General features: G+C 36.3%; 18 protein-coding genes and 1 other annotated feature. Of the genes, 1 reads left to right on the forward strand and 17 read right to left on the reverse strand.

Annotated features, from left to right (window positions below):
- Positions 1-213 precede the first annotated feature (213 nt).
- The 16 genes from BC6307_RS16340 to BC6307_RS16415 form a co-directional block, all read right to left on the reverse strand.
- Positions 214-1,281, reverse strand: coding sequence for a hypothetical protein (locus BC6307_RS16340; protein ID WP_066414370.1), 1,068 nt, complete (start codon positions 1,279-1,281; stop codon positions 214-216).
- A 118-nt stretch (positions 1,282-1,399) separates the two neighbouring features.
- Entirely contained in the window at positions 1,400-2,098 is a 699-nt protein-coding gene (locus BC6307_RS16345; protein ID WP_066414372.1) for a type II secretion system protein M, read from the reverse strand.
- Positions 2,095-2,682 carry a PilN domain-containing protein gene (locus tag BC6307_RS16350; protein WP_066414374.1) on the reverse strand — a complete coding sequence of 196 codons (588 nt, stop codon included), beginning with the start codon at positions 2,680-2,682 and terminating at the stop codon, positions 2,095-2,097. The genes BC6307_RS16345 and BC6307_RS16350 overlap by 4 nt, the downstream gene beginning before the upstream one ends.
- Before the next feature lies 1 nt (position 2,683).
- Positions 2,684-3,664: a type IV pilus biogenesis protein PilM gene (gene pilM / locus BC6307_RS16355; protein WP_066414376.1), complete on the reverse strand. Its 981-nt coding sequence runs from the start codon at positions 3,662-3,664 to the stop codon at positions 2,684-2,686.
- Between the two features lie 28 nt (positions 3,665-3,692).
- Complete coding sequence (locus BC6307_RS16360; RefSeq protein ID WP_084380314.1) at positions 3,693-4,451, reverse strand: prepilin peptidase; 759 nt, start codon at positions 4,449-4,451, stop codon at positions 3,693-3,695.
- The gene (locus tag BC6307_RS16365; RefSeq protein WP_066414382.1) at positions 4,435-4,926 is read right to left on the reverse strand and encodes a prepilin-type N-terminal cleavage/methylation domain-containing protein; all 492 of its coding nucleotides are present in this window, start codon (positions 4,924-4,926) and stop codon (positions 4,435-4,437) included. The genes BC6307_RS16360 and BC6307_RS16365 overlap by 17 nt, the downstream gene beginning before the upstream one ends.
- Before the next feature lie 90 nt (positions 4,927-5,016).
- Positions 5,017-6,225, reverse strand: a complete 1,209-nt coding sequence (locus BC6307_RS16370) for a type II secretion system F family protein (RefSeq protein WP_066414384.1) — start codon at positions 6,223-6,225, stop codon at positions 5,017-5,019.
- A gap of 3 nt (positions 6,226-6,228) precedes the next feature.
- On the reverse strand, positions 6,229-7,266 hold the full coding sequence (locus tag BC6307_RS16375; protein WP_066414386.1) for a type IV pilus twitching motility protein PilT: 1,038 nt from the start codon (positions 7,264-7,266) through the stop codon (positions 6,229-6,231).
- Positions 7,267-7,279: 13 nt separating this feature from the next.
- The gene (locus tag BC6307_RS16380) at positions 7,280-8,947 is read right to left on the reverse strand and encodes a GspE/PulE family protein (protein ID WP_066414388.1); all 1,668 of its coding nucleotides are present in this window, start codon (positions 8,945-8,947) and stop codon (positions 7,280-7,282) included.
- Between the two features lie 22 nt (positions 8,948-8,969).
- Positions 8,970-10,346 (reverse strand): VanW family protein, encoded by a 1,377-nt coding sequence (locus tag BC6307_RS16385; protein WP_066414389.1) that lies wholly within the window; start codon positions 10,344-10,346, stop codon positions 8,970-8,972.
- Positions 10,347-10,695: 349 nt separating this feature from the next.
- Positions 10,696-12,051, reverse strand: coding sequence for a type II secretion system protein (locus tag BC6307_RS16390; protein ID WP_066414392.1), 1,356 nt, complete (start codon positions 12,049-12,051; stop codon positions 10,696-10,698).
- Between the two features lie 28 nt (positions 12,052-12,079).
- Positions 12,080-12,601 carry a hypothetical protein gene (locus BC6307_RS16395; RefSeq protein WP_066414394.1) on the reverse strand — a complete coding sequence of 174 codons (522 nt, stop codon included), beginning with the start codon at positions 12,599-12,601 and terminating at the stop codon, positions 12,080-12,082.
- On the reverse strand, positions 12,598-12,978 hold the full coding sequence (locus BC6307_RS16400) for a type IV pilus modification PilV family protein (protein ID WP_066414396.1): 381 nt from the start codon (positions 12,976-12,978) through the stop codon (positions 12,598-12,600). Before BC6307_RS16400 ends, BC6307_RS16395 begins: the two co-directional genes overlap by 4 nt.
- A 187-nt stretch (positions 12,979-13,165) precedes the next feature.
- A complete protein-coding gene (locus BC6307_RS16405; protein ID WP_066414398.1) occupies positions 13,166-14,890 on the reverse strand; it encodes a sensor domain-containing diguanylate cyclase in 1,725 nt (574 codons plus the stop codon).
- Between the two features lie 117 nt (positions 14,891-15,007).
- Positions 15,008-16,303 (reverse strand): bifunctional folylpolyglutamate synthase/dihydrofolate synthase, encoded by a 1,296-nt coding sequence (locus BC6307_RS16410; protein ID WP_066414429.1) that lies wholly within the window; start codon positions 16,301-16,303, stop codon positions 15,008-15,010.
- A gap of 71 nt (positions 16,304-16,374) precedes the next feature.
- Complete coding sequence (locus BC6307_RS16415; protein WP_066414400.1) at positions 16,375-19,017, reverse strand: valine--tRNA ligase; 2,643 nt, start codon at positions 19,015-19,017, stop codon at positions 16,375-16,377.
- A 91-nt stretch (positions 19,018-19,108) separates the two neighbouring features.
- Positions 19,109-19,343: a binding site (T-box leader), on the reverse strand.
- Positions 19,344-19,571: 228 nt separating this feature from the next.
- Between BC6307_RS16415 and BC6307_RS16425 the strand changes: the two genes are divergently transcribed.
- Positions 19,572-19,760 carry a hypothetical protein gene (locus BC6307_RS16425; RefSeq protein WP_084380318.1) on the forward strand — a complete coding sequence of 63 codons (189 nt, stop codon included), beginning with the start codon at positions 19,572-19,574 and terminating at the stop codon, positions 19,758-19,760.
- A gap of 20 nt (positions 19,761-19,780) precedes the next feature.
- Here the strand turns inward: BC6307_RS16425 and ysxE are convergent, their stop codons facing one another.
- Complete coding sequence (gene ysxE / locus BC6307_RS16430; protein WP_066414405.1) at positions 19,781-20,824, reverse strand: spore coat protein YsxE; 1,044 nt, start codon at positions 20,822-20,824, stop codon at positions 19,781-19,783.
- Positions 20,825-20,906: the final 82 nt, after the last annotated feature.

A 20,906-nucleotide genomic window follows, 5' to 3' on the forward strand; every position in this document is an offset into this window, starting at 1 on the left:
GCTCGCTTGGTCGACCGTACCGCGACGTCCTGTCGCACGGTCGACACTAGCACGTCCTGTGCGTCGCCGCGGGGAGGGAGTCAAGTGTCTTCCGCTCCGTTCCACTCACAATTCTGGACCGTGAATAGAAAAAACTTAACCCAGTTAATTTTTTATTAGGATGGGTATCTACCCTTTTATAATAGCCAAAAAAGGGAGCGAAAAGAAGCTCCCTTAATTTGTTAGTATGGATGTAATGTTTAATAATTTTTGTTGTGCTTTCCAAAGTTCTTCTTTTGATTGACTAGACGCATATGTTTGCACGTTCGTAAAAGCTCCAACGATTTCTTCTTTTATTTTGACCATACTTTCTGATAATGATTCATTGGAAACACTCGCAATCTTTTCTGCACGAGCTCTTGAGGCTGCTAATGCTTGTTCGTCTACAGAGCTGCCTGAAAGTAGCTTGGAAGATAGAGTTACGAGTTCAGCAAATAAAGGCTGTGCCTCTTCCATCATCGCTACGTCTTGCTCTGTTAAACCGGTCCAAGACTTTTCTGGTATAAGGAAATCTTTCGCATACTCTTCTTCTGTTCCTAACGCTTTCATCGCATCTACACTGTCGCCAATCGCAACGAATACGAATATTTTATCGTTTTCTATCGAGATACCTGCCATTCCTTTTTGTTCGTAAGTACGAGCCACTTCATTCGCACCATCTTTTGAAGAAAACACTCCACCTTGTAGGACCGCAACCGGAAGGGAAGGAAACGTATACGACCCAGTTCCTGCTGGAGGATCGCCACTTTCATTTTCGTTTGTTTTTTCTCCATCTGGAATCGGATTAAATACTGGGGCACTCGGTTCTGTAGGAGTTGATGCAATGTTCATCGCATACAGTATGACACCACCAAATCCTAAACCTACCCCGATTGCCAACATAATAGAAATAATCCATTGTTTCGATGGGGAAAATGAGGACTTTTTCTTCCAACTAGATTTGGAAGGTTTCCCCCCTTTAGGTTTTCCTTGATTTAATGCACGTAAATCTTCTATGTAAGAGGTAGAAGTACTATTCTGTTCCTTCTCTTCTTTTTTTTCGATTACTTCTTTATCAGGGAGAACCCAATCAAATTCTTCTTCCTTTTCGATCGCTGCAGCTGTTTCATCGACGATAATAATTGGTCTTCCTTCGTCGGTTTCGTCTTGTAAAGTCGGTGCGTCATTTTTTTTCATATTTTTCTTTTCTTCCACAACTCTTTTTTTTCCGTTTATATTAATTTTTACTTCTTGCTCTTTCACGAAAGTTTCACCTCCACATACTATGTCGATTTTTTCCATCCTATCATAATGATAAAAAAAAAGAACAAGACTTTTGTCGTCTTGTTCTAATTGTTTTCCGACATATTTTTCGTTTTTTTTAAGAGCCTCGAAACGGGTTCGATTTATTGCTAGGCTCTGGCACGAAAATTGGCGGTAAATCTTCTATTAAATCTTGCAATTCTGGGTGATAAAAAGCGGATAGTGAAACAGAAAACGTAAGAGTAGATGCTTCTTGCCCTAGAGACGTTACTTCCGGTGTTCCTGAGAAAGTAACTGATTCTATTTGCGTTATTCTCGTTAAGTTTTCTACTTCTGATAGAAACGCTTTTAAATCTTCGTACGTATCTGCTTGAACAGTTAAGTTCATCGTAAGCTTTTTAAGCCCTTCTGGTAACGGAATACCAGGTAGCTCTTCAGCTAGTTCTTCCGATTGTACGTACTCATCTAAAGTCGAAGTAGTTACTGCTTCTTCACCAAAGTTCGTATTCGTAATTAACGCTCCTGAAATCGTTTCTGCTTTTTCTAGCTCTAATATCATTTGCTCCACAAAAGGTGCAACCGGAACTTTACGCTGTAGCTCAACCGTACTATCCAGAAGATTAGCAAGGATATTTCTTTCTTGTTCTTCTAGCACTTGTAATAATTGCTCTTCCACTTGAAGCTGAGACTGTAAACTATTTAATTCTACTTGCTTTGGTGAGTATAGAGCATAATAAAATAATAAAATAGCAAGTAAGAGAGTAGCTACAACCGATCCGAGAATGATGTAATGTATTTTTTGTAGTTCAATATTCATTCCTCATCCTCCTGCCCTTGCTGCTCCTTCGCATACTCTTTATTTAAAATAATCGAATATTGACCAACGTATCGTGGTAATACGTCATTATTCTCTTCATTTTGTAAGTTCGTTGTAGATATTGAGGAAAGATTTACTTCTTTGAAATAGTCCGATTCATTTAAGTGATTTAAATAATAAGCAGCATCTCTAGAAGAATCAAACTGAACAGCTACATTAACGGAACTGTCTTCATTATAGGAAAAGTTTTGAACTAATCCACGATCTGGTAGTAAACCAACAAGGTGGTTTAAAATAGGAACCATTTCTGTCGGATAACTTTCTGCCCATTGTACAGTCGTCTCTAACTTTTGAGCTGAAGTAGTTTGTTGTGGCGAACGCATATTAACTTCCTTTGCCTCTCTTAATTGCGATACTACCGTTAATTCAGACTCTACTTCGCTAATCTCTTTGTTTAAAGTAGATTGAAAAATGAATAATGAAATAGTTACAATTAAAGCTAAAACAATTGAAATAGCAATAACGATAGGTACGGTTACGTTTCGGGCTTGTTTCTTTGGTAATAAATCTATTTCAACTAACATATTATCGCCCCTCTTTTAACGCTAAACCTAATGCTAAATAATAAGAATTTGGTAACGTATCTCCATCTATCTTTTCTATCGCTTGCTCGATTGTATCTATTTTCACTTCTAGCTTTTCTTTTAATTTTGTCGTCACTAATGGAAGATTAGGATGGTCTCCGTACAATAATATTTTTTGCACTCTTTCGTTCCCTTGGTGCATGGAATATTGAAAGAAGCCCATTACTCGTTCTACCTCTGTAATAAAATCTTCTACGAACAGATTAAACTGAACAATATCACCAGACCATTGTAATCGACTGTTTCCTTCCGATACTTCCCAATGCTTCAAATCTGGAGTAAGCGCAACGGTACGGACAAGCATCGGCACGTGACGAACAAAAATACTTAACGTAATCCCTGTTACGTCAAAATGGACGACTAATAAATGTTCGTGTTCATTTCGTTGGCCATTTTCATAGTAGAGACGATATAAGGAAAGTGGAGAAATGTCTGCCGTTACAGGTTTAAGCTTCACATCTTCAAGTAAAGAAGAATAACTTGCTACTACTTCCTCTGGCACAGCGAAAAGGATAATGTCCGTTTTTTCCGACCTGTTTAACACATGCACATCAAACACAGGGTCCTCAAACGGTAAATGAATGGTTGAACCTAACTCTAAATATAAGTAACCGATTATTTCATCGTCCATAATATCAGCAGGAATCGATAATTTTCTCATCACTAAAACAGAGTCTGGAACGACAAAACGAACTTGTTTCCGTTTTAATCCCCACTCATCGACACATTGCTCTAAAATAATTTTAAGTGTCGTAACATCTTCTATTTTGCCGTCTTTTATAATGTTTGGTGGCAAAAAACGTTCATGATACTTTTTTACTTGTAACGGGTTCGTACTTTTTAATTCTACTAACCGAATACAATGGTCACGAATAATTAAATTGATATAATTGTTTTTCGAAGGTAAGAACGATAAATCCATAATGAGAGCTCCTTCAATGGGCTAAAGTCTACAGTAAAAAGAAAGATATATATAAATCTAGTAAATGTTCACCATAAAAATAGGCGATCCACGCTGCAATAGCGATAAACGGACCGAACGGAAATGGCTTACCTTTTTCTACTTTTCCTAATTTCATTCCGACTAACGCCCCTACAGTTCCAATGAAAGATGCGAGGAAGAACGTTAGGAGAAAAAGCTCCCACCCTATCACAAAACCGATAACGGCAAATAGCTTCACATCTCCGCCTCCCATTCCACCTTTGGAAAGAAGTGCCACTAGGAAAGGAACTAAAAATCCGACAACGACCCCTACAAAATGGCCGGTCCAACTCGAATAAGGTATTAAAACCGCTTCCGCGATAAAAAGGATAAAGAAAAATAGTAATATTTTATTAGGTATCAACATATAGTGTATGTCTGTAATTACTATAATAATAAGCATCGAGATAAAAGTCCATGCGACAATTAGCTCATATGACCAGCCTAATTGAAGTGGCGCTAGGACGAAAAGAATAGCGGTGAGGAGCTCGAAAAATGGGTAAATCGGAGAAACTTTCACTCCGCAATATCGACATTTTCCTCGCTGCCAAACATATGAAAGAACGGGAATTAGATCAATTCCCGTCAGTGTCTGTTTACAATTTGTACAATGCGACCTCGGTGTGACAATCGACATCCCTTTTGGTACTCGTAAGCCTACTACGTTGTAGAAGGAGCCGAGGAGGAGGGCTAGTATTATTACAAAAGAATTAGTCAACAATGCTATCCCTATTTAAAATCAAATTCCCATCAACTGCTGTTTCGTGTACTTCTCTATCAGCAGAATATAACTTAACTTCAGTTATTTTTCCATTTACTATTTTCACGTAAGAGGAGTTTTCCGCTGGTACACTACCTTCCCCAGTCCCAGACAGTAAATCTTCACTACCTGTAACGTAACCTACAGATTTATTATCAGGGTTTTGGATTTGGTCAATATATTTATTAGTAATTAAATAGTTTAACGATAAGTGATGTGTCCCAGTATTCAATTCTGAATTATTAGCAATTGCCAACCTTGCTGAATTAACCATTTGTTGAGCATTTGCAACGTGTGTATCTTTTTTAGAATTATCTATAATACTACTAATACTCGGTATCGCAATCGCTGCAATAATCCCTAAAATTACTACTACTGCAAGTAACTCAATAAGCGTTAAACCTTTTTCGTTGCGTAAAATGTTACGGCATTTTTTAAACATGCATTATCTCCTCCAAATATCCTATTTTTTCAATTTCTAGCATAATCATATTATACTATTTTGCTAAATACAATACTATTCTACAATTTTTTACATTTGAATATGGTTAAAAATATCGAACATTGGAACTAGTATAGATGTGACGATAGTCCCAACTACAACAGCTAGTACGACAATCATTAACGGCTCTATTAAACTCTTTAATCGATCCGTCGCTGCGTCGACTTCTTTTTCATAAAAGTGTGCTACTTTTTCTAGCATTATGTCTAAAGACCCAGAACTTTCCCCGACTGAAATCATTTGGGTAACGAGGGGTGGAAATGCCCAATGTTCCTTCATTGGAGTTGTTAGTGATTCTCCGCGTTCTAACGATTCTCTTGAGCTTACAAGTACTTTAGCGATGACTTCATTACCGACTATTTTTTCTACAATCGATATTGCCTGTAAAATTGGCACGGAACTAGAAAATAGGGAACTTAACGTTCTCGTTAATCTAGCAATCGCAGCTTTCTTTAAAAGACCACCAAAAATCGGCATTTTTAATAGAAAATAATCTAAATAATATTTCCATTCTCTTCTCGATCTTATGACACTTATAGAACTGATAAATAAAATCATTAATAATATAATGACCCACCAAAACGATTGCATCCATTCACTCATTGCTAGGACAAATTTTGTAATAACCGGTAAATCTGCACCGAAGTCTGAGAACATGGACACGAAGGTAGGAACTACTCCTACTAACAAGAAAATCGTAACACCTAGCGCGACGACCGCTAATACGAGAGGGTAAGCTAAGGCAGAAACGATTTTTTGTTTCGTTTCGTGCTGTTTCTCGTATTGAGTAGCAAGGTTATCTAACGTTTCTTCCATCGTTCCACTCGCCTCACCAGCACGAATCATGTTAATAAACATCGAACTAAACACTTTTGGGTGATTAGACGCCGCTACTGATAATGGATTTCCTTGGCGTAGTTCGTATTCTACTTCCGTTAATACTCGTTTTAACGGTTTGCTTTCGGTTTGTGCTGCTAATATTTTCGTTGATTCTACAACTGAAATTCCAGCACGAATTAACGTGGCGAACTGACGTAAGTAAATAACGAGATCTTGTTGCTTTACTGGATTTCCTATCGTTATTTCTTTCGTTAGAAAAGACTCTGGCATCTCTTCGATATTAATAACTTTTATTCCTTCTTCTTTTAGCTTTACAATGGCTTCCCGTCTATTAGGACTTGTGACAGCCCCCTCTTTTTTCCCAGTACGTGCACGACCTGTATATTTAAACTTTGGCATCGTCTACACCGACTCCTGTAAATAACTTTGAACATCTTGAGATGATACGAGACCCGCTTGGACAAGTTCTTGTATACTCATAGCCAATGTATGCATACCTTGCGCACGGCTTGTCTGCATCACATTTTGAATCTGATTAATTTTCTCGTTACGGATGAGATTAGCAACCGCTGCATTATTAATGAGTATTTCTGTTGCTACTTTTCTACTTTGCTTATCAATAGATGGAAACAATCGTTGCGAAACAATTGCAACTAAAACAGATGCAAGCTGTAGACGGATTTGTGCCTGCTGGTGACCTGGAAACACATCTATAATTCGGTCAATCGTACTAGGCGCATTCGTTGTGTGAAGGGTACCTAGCACAAGATGTCCAGTCTCAGCTGCTGTAATAGCTGTTTGGATCGTTTCTAAGTCACGTAACTCTCCTACTAAAATGACATCAGGATCTTGTCGTAACGACGCACGTAATCCGTTAGCAAACGATTTTGTATCAAATCCAATTTCCCTCTGATCTATCATGCATAGCTTATGTTTGTGTAAATATTCTATTGGATCTTCTAATGTAATAATATGCTTTTTCTTCGTTCGGTTCATGAAGTCAATCATCGAAGCTAGTGTAGTAGATTTCCCACTACCAGTAGGCCCTGTTACTAGTATTAAACCTTGAGGTTGTTCCACTAACTTTTTAATTGTTGGCGGTAGTTGAAGTTCCTCAATTGATGGAACACTAGTTGGGATAATCCGAATCGCTAATGCAATCGATGAACGTTGCCGATATGCATTAACACGAAATCTTGAAACTCCTGGTAAACTGTACGAGAAATCCAATTCTCCTCGCTCCTGAAAAACTTCCCAAAGGTGCGTAGGGATCATATGTTTAGCAATTTCGTTCGTATCGTCAGGAAGTAATATCGTTTCTCCTTGCCGCTTAAGTTCCCCATTAACACGGAATACAGGAGGAACTCCTACCGATAAATGGATATCCGAAGCTTTCAAGGAATATGCATCATATAGCCATTGCTGAAATTCATTAATCATTACACTTAGCCCCTTATCCTTGCAGTGCTACTCGAAGAACTTCTTCTGTAGTTGTTAGTCCCTTTAAAACTTTATTTAAACCGTCATCTATTAAAAATACAGTATCATTCTCGATTGCAAGCTCTCTTATACGAGAAAAAGGCTCGTTATTCATAATCGATTTTCTCATTTCACTCGTTAATACTAATAGCTCGTGAATGGCAAGTCGACCTTTATATCCAGTCATATTACACGTACCGCAGCCTTTTCCTCTAGCTACTTTCTCCACATCCAGCCCACGATTTGCAAAAATTTCTTTTTCACGTTCAGTTGCTTCTTCCATACTCATACAATCACGGCACACTTTCCGCACAAGCCTTTGAGACAATACTCCATTTAAAGAGGAAGCTACTAAAAACGGTTCTACTTGCATATCCATTAAACGCGTAATCGTACTAATTGAGTCATTCGTATGCAGCGTGCTTAATACTAAATGTCCTGTTAACGAAGCTCGAATCGCCACTTCTGCCGTTTCACGATCTCGAATCTCTCCTACCATTATAATGTTAGGGTCTTGTCGTAAAATGGCCCGTAATCCTTTCGCGAAAGTCATTCCAATTCCGCTATTCACTTGTACTTGATTAATTCCTTCTAACTGATACTCCACAGGGTCTTCTACTGTCACAATGTTAACCGCTTCTTCGTTTAAATGATTTAACGAAGCGTATAAAGTAGAAGATTTTCCTGATCCTGTTGGTCCCGTAATTAAAATGATTCCTGTTGGACGATGAATTAAATCTTTAAAGCGACCGAAGTTTTTATCGTGAAAACCTAATTGCTCGATATTATTAAGAGAGCTACTCATATCTAAAATACGCATTACTACTTTTTCACCAAAAACAGTTGGTAATGTTGAAACACGAACATCTACTGGGAGATAATCAATCGTCGTTTTAATTCGACCATCTTGTGGAATACGATGTTCCGTAATATCCATACTTCCTAAAATTTTTATACGAGCAATTAACACATTTTGCGTGTGCTTCGGTAATGTTCGTTCCGTTCTTAACACGCCATCCACACGATACCGGATAACTACTTTCGTTTCTTGTGGGTCAATATGAATATCACTAGCCCGTTGTTCCACTGCAGCTTGTAACATTTGATTTACTAACCGAACGATAGGTGAGTCGTCTTCGGTTATTCGTTCATCTCTTATATTCACTTGCTCTACTTTTTCGAACCCATCTAGCAATTCATCCATCGGGTCTGTAGATTCGTAATATTTATTAATAGAACGTAATATATCATCTTTTGTCGCAATAACCGGCTCAATATCAAACCCAGTAAATAATCGTAAATCATCGATTGCGAAAAAGTCCATTGGATCCGCCATTGCAACGTAAAGTTTTTCATGTTCTTTTTTTAGCGGAATTAGCACGTTACGTTTAGCAAAATCTTTTGAGACAACATGCATTAAATTTTCATCAAATGGATAACGGAATAAACTAACGTGTGGAATTCCAAGCTGGAACTCTAAAACTTCAATTAACTGTTGTTCGGTAATTAATCCTTTTTGTAAAAGTGCATCCCCTAGTTTTTGAGAAGAAGTTTTCTCTTCTAGCGTTTTTTGCAATTGTTCTTCTGTAATAATTCCTGCTTCTACTAATAAATCCCCTAAACGCTTTCTAATTACAGCCATTTACGTTCATCCTTTTTCATCATTATTTCCCTTCGTATAAGCCTTCTGGAGATTCTCTTTCTTTATCAGCATCCGATTTTTCTTCTTGTTTATTACTATTATCATTAGACGTGCCACCTGTAGGCGGTTGGGATCCTGTTCCACTATTATTGTTCGGTGGTGGATTAGTCCCTGTATTATTACCGTTCGGATTATTACTGCCAGTATTATTGGGCTGCTCGCCTGTGTTATTCGTATTGTCAGTGTTCCCTGGTGGTGTCGTGCTAGTAGAAGCAACCAAGGCTTTTACTTCCACTCGATGTACTGGTGGGTAAAAATCGGATGATATAGTCTCCTTTTTTATTACTTCACCAGAACTATCCTTCACCGTACGTACTAGTTCAATTATTTTCCCTTGTTCTCCAACTTCTTTCACAGTTGTCTGACCTGTGCGTACGGTTGGCGAATATTGGACAATTTTTTTCGGAGCAAACGTTTCGTTTCTATTCGTTTCCACTGTAATCTCTGTTGGAAGGGCAGCACCTACTAATTCTGCTCTAAGCATATTGTTAACAAATGAAAGGGTTATAACATACTTCGAATTATTCGGATTTAACCACTTATAGTCCATACGCTCTTTTTCAAATCTCGCTTCATAGCCTAAAGTTGCGTAAGTAGGTAGTGTTGGAGAAATATGTCGTTCTTTTATTTCAAAGTTTGTGGCAGCGATTAATTGATTGACTAAAGAAGCAAGGACACTAACGCTTTCATCGGTAATTTCTATTTCTTCACTAGTTAACCATTTAGCTAAAGAAGTAATATCCATTGGTAACACATTTATTTCCCTGTCGGTGTTAAATAGTTCGCGAAGTTCTTGCTGTACTGAGAGGGATAAACCATTTTGAATGACTGTTTCTTTAATTGTTTCGACAGTTGCACTTTCGTTAAAGTAGTCTTGTAATGAAAAAGTAAAAGTGCCATTTTCTAACGAAGTGGCGACGTCCACAAGATGTTCCTGAAGTTTTGGTACATCTACTTGTTGAATAAAGGAATCATCCGTAATCGTTTGAATCGCACTAGTCACTACTTGTAACGGAAGTGCTACCTGTAAAGTATTACTAGTACCATCTTGAGCTGCATTTATTGAGGAAGGTAAATCAAATTCAAAGTCTTCTTTTGAGACAACATTTAATTGACCTGCCCATTCCACGTACAGGACACCATCTTCTTTCCAATCTGATATCGCTTCGACTAATTGCTCCTCGGCATTTGATTTTGATACGTTTGCCACGACTTGATTAGCAATCATCGTCTCATGAGTGAACCTTTCTTCTCCAAAAAAATGATCGTACCCCTTTACCGCACCGTACATTAACGAGGCACCTACAACAAAAACTCCTAACCATTTCATCCCCTGCATTCTTTAACCCCCAACGGAATCTATTAATAAAGCTTAACATGTTTACTTTTCAAGTAATTTTTAATATTTATAGAAATAGATTTAATATTAAAATATACTCAATGAATAGTTTAATATATAGGCGTATTTATACAAGGCAACCCATTTTCACTATAATTATAGCCTTAGTGCTATTTTATAATAAATCTAACAGTTTTAAAACGAAATTATGTTATTAATTGTAAATTATTGTTGGTAGTATATAAATCATTGTGTAATTAAAAATGTAGCACCTTATATTTTTAATGTTAGTGCTACATTTTTTGTTTAAGACAATAATAAAAAAGATCAAAATAAAAGAAGCTTTATCTTAAAAGTTTTCATTAAAAGGTGAATCATTCTTATTATTAATATAATTATCTATATTTTTAAAAGTGACAGTTGAGCCTCCACTTGTTACATAGAAGCCATCTCTAGCAATTACAGTTCCTTCAAAGGTAGATCCATGAAAAGTGACACTTCCAAAGGGAGCAATTACAACCCCACTAAATTTTAAGTCACCGCCTCTTATCGTAACATCGCCTTTACTTATAATTATTGCATTATGAAAATTACTTACGTAGCCATGATTAGGTATATTACCGCTTGATATATTTATATTATTTCCAAATAGTTTCATATTGTTTGGTACAATATTTAAATTATATCCGTTTTGGACAAACCAATGGTCATCTTTTAATGGAGGAATGTCATACTTAATCATTTCCTGTGCTTCTATATGATTTTGATTAATGACTTTCGACAATATACTTTGATTATAATTATTTGGATGTGTTAAGGAACCACCGTAAAAAATTTTAGAATTACCAACAAGCTGAGGCGTCCAACCTAACTCAAGGTTTTCTTTTACATAAACATTACCATTGACTTTCCCATCTTTTAACTTCATATTTTTTTTAACATATACGTCACCATTTATAGGGCGTGTCCCATTCCAAAGATTTAAGTTTCCACCAACTACAATAATTCCAGGGTTGGTTTCAGAACCTAAACCAGCTGATCCACCATCTACATCGACATCTCCCTCAACATATATATTTGAAACATTAATTAATGCCCCACCATTAATTTTATTTCCTAACAAGTTTCCTTTTATTAGCATCGTAGATCCATTTCCATTAATAGTACTCCCTGCAAATTCAAATTGTTTGCTCGCAACAAAAACGTTTTCATTTTTTATAATATCGTAATAATCATCTTCTTCCGTAAATTCTGGTATTTCAACTATTATTTCTTTAGAAGAAGTAAGTGACTCTTTTCCTTGTATAGTCATATCTACATCAAAGCTATTATTCAAGTTATCTTTCAATGTAAATTCAATTATTAAGTCTTGATCCGTTTTTATAGTACCACACGGAGTTTCTTTGTCTATTTCTATAGTTTGGTTTTGTAATGATATATCCTCAAAAGTGATATCACTTTGTCCTAATAAGTCTTGGTAGCACAGTGTAAACTCTTCTTCTTTTAATTTTTCTCGCAGTGATGAAATGATTAAATTTGCTTCTTGCCTTAAATTTATATGTGAATGAGCTTTTTTGTTATAGTTTACCGAACTTATCATAACACCTGTAACTAGACCTGAAACAATAGTGACTATTAACAGTGTTACTAGGACTTCGATTAAGGTAATACCTGATTCATTATTAATATTCACTCTCTTCAACATAACACATACTCCCTATTGAATATTTAATTTAATTACTTACTTGATAATTAAAATTAATAACAGGTATTTCAATCACCTCAAAATGTGATTCCGTGTGGTTTCCGTCATCAATTGTAGTATAAATGTTCAGTTCAATTTTGTTAGTAGATGAATTTATATTAAAAGATGTAAATCCAAATTCATAACCCTCATGACTAAATTGAGGATGTATAGATACTAATTGTGAAAGTTCTGCTTGTAAGGATTGATATATTAAGGGTTTTATATACTGGTTATTTCTTAAGGTTTCGTTTAAATCTTTCCACTCCATAGGTGGCACCCATTCTTCAGGTAATTTCCAATTTTCTATTGTATCTATTATTTTCTTTTCAAAAAGAAGCGTTCCCATATTTTTTAAATTATTATGTTGGATAGTCTCTTCTGTTTTTTTTATTTGTAAAGAATTAGTTGTTAATGATGAGTATATAACAGGTAAAAACAAACCTATTAAGACAATAATTAGTAATACTAATAATAAAGCGTAACCTTCATCTTTTTTTACATATTTCATTCTTCATCCTCCTCGAAATACCCATAGACACCAGTAATATAAGAGGAAGAGGAAAAATCATTCTTTGAATATACTTCTACTTTAAGGGGAGTAAGCCCAAGGGAAGAAGTATTGCCTAATTCAAATACTCTTGAGTAATATGTCTTATTATTAATAATAACTTCTTCTTGATATTCTTTATTCAATTTATATTCTAGCAGTACTTCTTCTGCTATATTCAAAGCTGTCATTCGATCCTCTACTCTAGAAGATAGTAAAATAGTCTGAGCAAAAAAACCTAAAAGTCCAATTACTACTACACTTAAAATGACAATTGATAATAGTACCTCTAACAAGGTTAATCCTGTTTCACTATTGCTATTACTAAATACTTTCATTTTAAAACCTCTAATCAATTCAAATAGTAAATTAGTATCATATTTTAAGTTGATTATATCATTAGACAAAGATAATCTACTACATAAACTTCACAGGAAATGTATGTAATTGTAATTTTTTAATACTTTTTGGATAAAATTATATAAAAAAAAGCAGTGACCTCTACTATAGATTAGTCACTACTTTTCAGGATATTTTCCGATACTCCGCAACCTTATTTCTTCCAGCCTGCTTCGCTCCAACATACATCGCGCGGTCCGCATGGCGAATTAAGTCTAGTGAATCTTCGGCATCTTCTGGTGCTGTTGCAAAGCCGATACTAGCTGTTACTTTTACTAGTTGTGGTTTAACTGTATCTCTTATATGTTGTTTTAATGTGAACGATCGATTCGCTAGATTTACACGAATTTTTTCTGCGAAGTCGTAGCATTTCTTCCGGTCTACATTTGGAAGTAACACTACAAATTCCTCTCCGCCATATCTAGCTACGATACCGTTTTCACCGATAAGGAGCGATAATCGATCGGCAACTTGTTTTAATATTTCATTTCCACTTTGATGCCCATATGTATCATTGATGCTTTTAAAATGATCTAAATCTAACAGTATTAATGATAGAGATTCGCTCTCTCCAACTTCTAGCTTTTCATATTCTTTTTCTAAAACCGTTTCAAAAAATCTAAAGTTATAAAGATTTGTTAACGCACAGCGCTCACTTCTGTTTTTCGTATCTTCATAATGTTTCGCTTTCACTAATGCTACACCGAAATGGGAGGCTAATATATCCATAATCATCAATTGTGATTTGTCGTAAGCACGTCGTTTCGATGTACCTACAACTACAAATCCTTCTACTATTTGGTTACGAATAACCGGGACACACATCACACTTTCAATACCTGGTGGAATATGTATATTCGGTAAATAGCTATATTCCTTTCTCGTTCGAAAGCTTACCCCACGCTTCTGTTTCTTGACCATTTTACATATTTCATCTTCAGGATGAACGATTAATTCACCGTTTCCACCTTTAAACTTTTGTCTCAACAAATGAAATCTATCTTCTTTAATATCAATAATTGCTGCATAATCTACTGGAAATAGCGTTGATACTCTTTCTAAAAATACATCAATAACACTGGAAACATTTAACCGTTCTGTTAAATCATGCCCGACATCGGCTGCACGCTGTAAGTAATTGTTCACCTTTTGGCTTGCATGATAAAGCTTCAAGATGAGTGTTAAGATGAGGAATGGGATACCAACATATAATACGGCAACTAAACCAACTTGTTCATATAACATAAACATGATGAGCCCGACTGGGAATGTAAGAATACTAGTAACAGCATCCCATTTCGTATCGGAAGTGATAAGACCACGTTTGCTATTATGTAAATACCTAAAAATCGAATATAAGAATACTTGGTTTACGGCAAAATAACAGACGACATACATTAAAATTGGTAGTATTCCTTGCAGTGATAATAGGTTCGTATTTCCATGCTCCCCACCTAAAAGGTAAAATACAAATCCGCTTATAAAAGAAGCTGTCGAGAACATTAATAGATTAATAGGCAATCGGTACAATTCATGCTTACTAAGTCGAACATATAAAATGAGTGTGATGACAGAAATTAACGTGATCACCATTTCAGCAAACAAACCGAAGGATAGGAAAATCGCTAATGATATACCTTGGGCAAGAAAGATATGAATATCGCCGACGACCATAGGCATTAATGAGAGTGCAACGATTAATATGAGAAAAGCTACGATGTGAGAGGTAGGGATATCATGTAAACTTATTGGAGAAATTGTATAACCTCCCCATATTAATAACGGAAAGAAAATAGCAAATAAAAGCCAAACGTACACATTTTTCTGAAAACTTATTCCGCGATATCCCATTTTTCGCCCTCCCCTCCAACGTACTTTAGTACTATAAATTGGTACATTCATTTTATCAAATTTTCTAACTTTTGTCATTATTATCTAGTAAAATTTACATTGTACCTATAAGTTAGCCTATTGTTTAAGAAACGATCGAATAGTTGAGATGAAATAAAGCGATCCTGTTACAATAAGAACATCCTCATCTGTAAGAGAAGCTTTAATATTTTTAAGAGCATTTTCCCAACTCTCATCATAGGAATGATTTTTATGCGTGCTTAATTCCGCTAATTGCCTTGCTGATAATGCTCTTTCGTAGTCAAACGTTGTATACGTAATCGAATGTGCAACAGACTCTAGTTCTGTAATCATTTTATTTAACGGTTTATCTGATAGTGCACTAAATAAAATATGAACTCTATTTTTAGTAAATCTAGTTTTAATCGTATCCACTAGAGTAGCAATTCCTTCTTCATTATGAGCACCATCTAAATAAATAGAAGGAGTTTTTACTACTTCCTCCATTCTTCCCGGCCAAAAAGCATCCTTTAATCCTGCCTTTATATGATGCTCTTCTATTAAAAAGGAATAAAAGGTTTTTAAATATGTTACTGTCATAATCGCTAGTGCAGCATTATTTACTTGATGCTTTCCTTTCATCGATAGTTCGATATTTTCGATCGTGATAAAAGGAGTTTGTATCGTAAATTGTTCGCCCGTCTCTAACTGGTTATAGTCCGTCACTGTAAACTGCATATTATGTTCATACATCTTTGCTTTTTTCTCATTTGCAATTTGACGTATGACCCGCAAAGCATTCTCTTGGGAGGCAGTAGTAATAACAGGAACTCCCGGCTTAATAATACCCGCTTTTTCAGAGGCAATTTCTTCTACTGTTTCTCCTAAAATAGCCATATGGTCAAAACCGATATTTGTAATAACAGAAACGAGTGGATAAATAATGTTAGTAGAATCTAAACGACCACCTAGCCCTACTTCATATACAACAACATCTACTATATTAATGTGTGCAAAATAATAAAGTGACATTGCCGTTATTATTTCAAATTCTGTCGGACTGCCTAAGTCTGTTTCTTCTAATTGTTCTGCTAACGGCTTTATTATATTAACTACATCGACAAGTTCTTGATTCCCTATCGGCTGCCCATTAACACTTATTCGTTCATTAAATTGTTCAATATAAGGGGATGTAAATGTCCCAACTTTATACTCGGCTTTTTGTAAAATGTTCCGAACATATGTCACAGTGGAACCTTTTCCGTTCGTTCCTGCTATATGAATGGTTTTTAATCTTCTTTCAGGATGATTAAGCTTTTCCATCATCCATTCCATTCTTTTTACCCCTGGTTTAATGCCAAATCGAAGACGGCTATGTATCCAATCTACTGCTTCTTCATATGTGTTTACCAATTTGTATTCTCCTCTCCATCCAACCTTAACAGGGAAAGAGGATGACAAGTTTGTCATCCTCCTTACATATTTTAACCTTTTAACTCTTCTATACGCGCTCGAACTTTATCACGCTTTTCAACATAGTCTTGTTCTTTTGCCTTTTCTTCATCAATTACGTTTTGTGGTGCTTTTGCTAGGAAACCTTGATTCGATAGTTTTTTCTGTACACGTTCTACTTCTTTATCAAGTTTATCTAATTCTTTTTGTAAACGCGCAATTTCTTCGTCAATATTAATTAATCCTTTTAGTGGAAGGATAATTTCAGCTCCAGTTACAACCGCAGTCATCGCTTTTTCTTCTAAATGAACGTTCGTACCAATTTCTAATTCACTTGGGTTACAGAAACGAACTAAGTAGGAACGATTTCTTTCTAATTTTTCTACGATGCTGTCATCTTTTGCTTTAATAAACATTTTAATTTGCTTACTCATTGGAGTATTCACTTCTGCACGAACGTTACGTACAGCGCGAATCACATCTACTAATAAACGCATATCACTTGCTGCTTCTTGATCAGTTAACTCTTGGCGAACTTCTGGCCATTTTGCAACTGTGATAGACTCTCCTTCATGAGGAAGTTGTTGCCAAATTTCTTCTGTAATAAATGGCATGAACGGATGTAATAGTCGCATTGTGTTGTCTAATACGTAAGCAAGGATAGATCGAGTTGTTTTCTTTGCTGCTTCGTCTTCACCGTATAATGGAATTTTCGCCATTTCAATATACCAGTCACAGAAATCATCCCAAATGAAGTTATAAAGGGCACGACCTACTTCACCGAACTCATATTTATCTGCAAGCTTTGTCACTGTTTCAATTGTTTCATTTAGACGAGTTAAAATCCATTTGTCTGCAACAGACTTTTCACCTGTTAAATCAATATCATCATAAGCCATATCGCCCATGTTCATTAATGCGAAACGAGATGCGTTCCAAATTTTATTGGCAAAGTTCCAAGTCGCTTCTACTTTTTCCATACTGAAACGTAAATCTTGACCTGGTGAGCTTCCAGTTGATAAGAAGTAACGTAAGGAGTCTGCTCCGTATTGTGCGATAACATCCATTGGATCTACACCGTTACCAAGTGATTTACTCATTTTACGCCCTTGTTCGTCACGAACGAGACCGTGAATAAGTACGTCTTGGAATGGACGTTGCCCAGTAAATTCAATACCTTGGAATATCATACGAGATACCCAGAAGAAGATGATGTCATACCCTGTTACTAAAGCAGAAGTTGGGTAGTAACGTTGATAGTCAATTGATTCTGTTTCAGGCCAACCCATTGTAGAAAACGGCCATAATGCAGAACTAAACCAAGTATCTAATACGTCATTATCTTGTTCCCAGTTTTCGATATCTGCTGGTGGTTCATGATCAACATGAACTTCTCCAGTTTCTTTATGGTACCAAGCTGGAATACGATGTCCCCACCATAATTGACGGGAAATACACCAGTCACGAATGTTTTCCATCCAGCGTAAGTACGTATTTTCAAAACGGTTCGGTACGAAGTTTACTTTATCTTCACCTTGTTGTAGCTTAATCGCTTCGTCCGCAAGTGGTTGCATTTTTACGAACCATTGTGTAGAAAGGTAAGGCTCTACAACCGCTCCACTACGCTCACTATGACCTACAGAATGCATGTGCTCTTCTACTTTGAAAAGAACTCCTTGCTCTTGTAAGTCTTTTACAATTTGTTTACGGCATTCGAAACGATCTAGTCCTTTATATTGTAGAGCGTTACCGTTCATTGTACCGTCTTCGTTCATAACTAAAACTCTTTCTAGGTTATGACGATTTCCAATTTCAAAGTCGTTCGGGTCGTGAGCTGGTGTAATTTTGACTGCACCTGAACCGAATTCCATATCAACATAGTCATCTCCAACGATAGGAATTTCACGGCCAGTAATTGGTAGCTTAACTGTTTTACCGATTAAATGTTTATAACGGTCATCTTCTGGATGAACGGCTACCGCTGTATCTCCAAGCATCGTTTCTGGACGAGTTGTAGCAACTTCAATATGGCCAGAACCGTCTGCTAACGGATATCGCATATGGTAGAAAGCACCTTGAACATCTTTATAAATAACTTCAATATCAGAAAGAGCTGTTTTTGTAGCTGGGTCCCAGTTAATAATGTACTCGCCACGGTAGATTAAGCCTTTTTTGTAAAGAGAAACGAATACTTCACGAACAGCTTTCGAAAGACCTTCATCTAATGTGAAACGCTCGCGACTGTAATCTACTCCTAATCCTAGTTTTGACCACTGCTCACGAATATGTCCTGCATACTCTTCTTTCCATTTCCACGTTTCTTCTACGAACTTTTCACGACCTAAATCATAACGAGATACACCGTTACTGCGTAGTTTTTCTTCTACTTTTGCTTGTGTTGCGATACCTGCGTGGTCCATCCCAGGTAACCAAAGAACGTCATAACCTTGCATACGTTTAATTCGCGTTAAAATATCTTGTAATGTTGTATCCCAAGCATGACCTAGATGCAGTTTTCCTGTAACGTTTGGCGGTGGAATAACGATTGTGTAAGGCTGTTTTTCCGTGTCACCTGTCGCTTCAAAAAATTTGCCTTCTAACCAATATTGATAACGGTTCGCTTCTACTGCATTTGGGTCGTACTTCGTCGGTAAATTTACTTCTTTTAATTCCATTTTGTTTCCTCCTTTATGTGGACTATCTTAAGAACTGTTAAATGGTGGTGCTGAAAAATTCCTGAAAAATATAAAAACTCCCCTCATCCAATAAAAGGACGAAAGGAGTTAGTTTCGCGGTACCACCTTTTTTTACTAGAAATAGATAGACTACTCCTAGTACTCTTAAATGAAGTAACGGCTCTTCACCGGCTTTGACTACTTTTACTTCACCAAAGCTACTCAAGGGCGACATTCCAATGAAACGTTTCCTAAGAAGCCTCTCAGCCTTGGGCCTCTCTCTCTGAAGGGGTTTCGATTGTACTCTTCCCTGTCACTGTATTTCGTTTAATTTATTTACTTATATATGTTACCTAATAAATAATGATTTCGTCAATAAGCTTCTCCATCTTTTTCATAATTTATTCAAATCAAAACAATTTCGTGTCAAAATGGGCACTATTTATCGCCTAATATCATACGTTGTAATATCAGGCACATTGGCTGGGGGCTAATGCTAACTCCCTCTTCCACCTCTAACATAGTAGTAGGAAACAACGAAAGGGGAAGAATTGATGAGAAAATACAATCCATACTCGTTACCACCGTGGTTGCGTCAAGTTCGGGCAGTTTGCGCCCAGTTTATTATTCCAATTTCGATCTTTCAAGGTATTCGAACAATCTTTTTACCAACTACCTTTGACGTCCTTATATTAGCACTATGTATAACATTAGCTGTCTGTTTTCATCTTGAATGGCTTTAACGAAAAAGTACCCAGCGTCACTATGATGACGACTGGGTACTTTGCATTTTTTTCTGTTCTTCAATTTGACTTATGCGACCTGCTACATATTCAATGTTTTTCGCGAGCCAATACGATTCTAAAATGTGGGTCACGTGTTTGCGCTCCCCTTTTCTTCTTTTTAATCGTTTCTCTTCTATATACTTATTTAGCACTGAAATAAATTGGCGCGGATACGCTAAGTATGCTAGGGCTAATGCTTTTTCATGGTCTTTTAACGGAAAAGCATTGCTATATTCAAAGTACCAGTCAACACAATCGTCACAAAACATCGGATATGTTCGTAAGTAACGATGGTAAAAAGCAATTAAATCGTTGGCCGGTGCTGCTTTACGGGCTTTCTCCCAGCTAATAAAATATCCACGACCTTCTTTGTCTTTTAAAAAATGATGAAAGGATACTGCACCATGAGTGATGGCAGTACGGTGCTTTTTTGCTTCTTTAATCTCATCATACCAACTATCTAGCTTCTGCAGAGCAAACCTTAACGCACTTCCTATCTCCGTTGCGAAGGAACATACTTGTAGCTCGAATGGTGACATGTAAATTTTCTTCTCACAATCGTCTACAAATTGGTTTAGGCGCTCTTCGTCTTGTCTCCAATCTATTTTTGTTTTTTCATAGAAAGAAGTAATATCATCAAGCTCGTAATCTTTTTCTTTAACTGTTATGTTGTGAAGCTTTGCCAATTCTTTAAACATTAGACTATCTTTAAAATCAGCTTCTCTTTCCTCTTGATGTTCGACCCAAGGCATTAAATAGTAGGAATCTGTTTGATTCTCTATGAAATAAAAACCTTGTTGTGTTTTATAAATAGGAACAACAGAAGAAACCCCTCGTTGTGATAGGGAATGAATGTTCATAAAGAGTGCATATGCTCGATTTTTATCAATTTTTTTCAAAGCATAATTGCCTTCTTTTGTTCCAACACGCCAAACGTTATGACTATATGATTGTAAAAGTTCTGGCACTACCCCATATTGCCTTAAAATACTTTCAGCATATTGTTCATTCGTTGTTTGCATAACACTTAACTCACTTTCTTTCAAGCTAGTTTTTGTGTACAGCTTAAATCATTTTATTTGTATAGTTGTTTCAAAAAACAAG

It is taken from the genome of Sutcliffiella cohnii, from assembly GCF_002250055.1.
Taxonomy (GTDB): Bacteria; Bacillota; Bacilli; order Bacillales; family Bacillaceae_I; genus Sutcliffiella; species Sutcliffiella cohnii.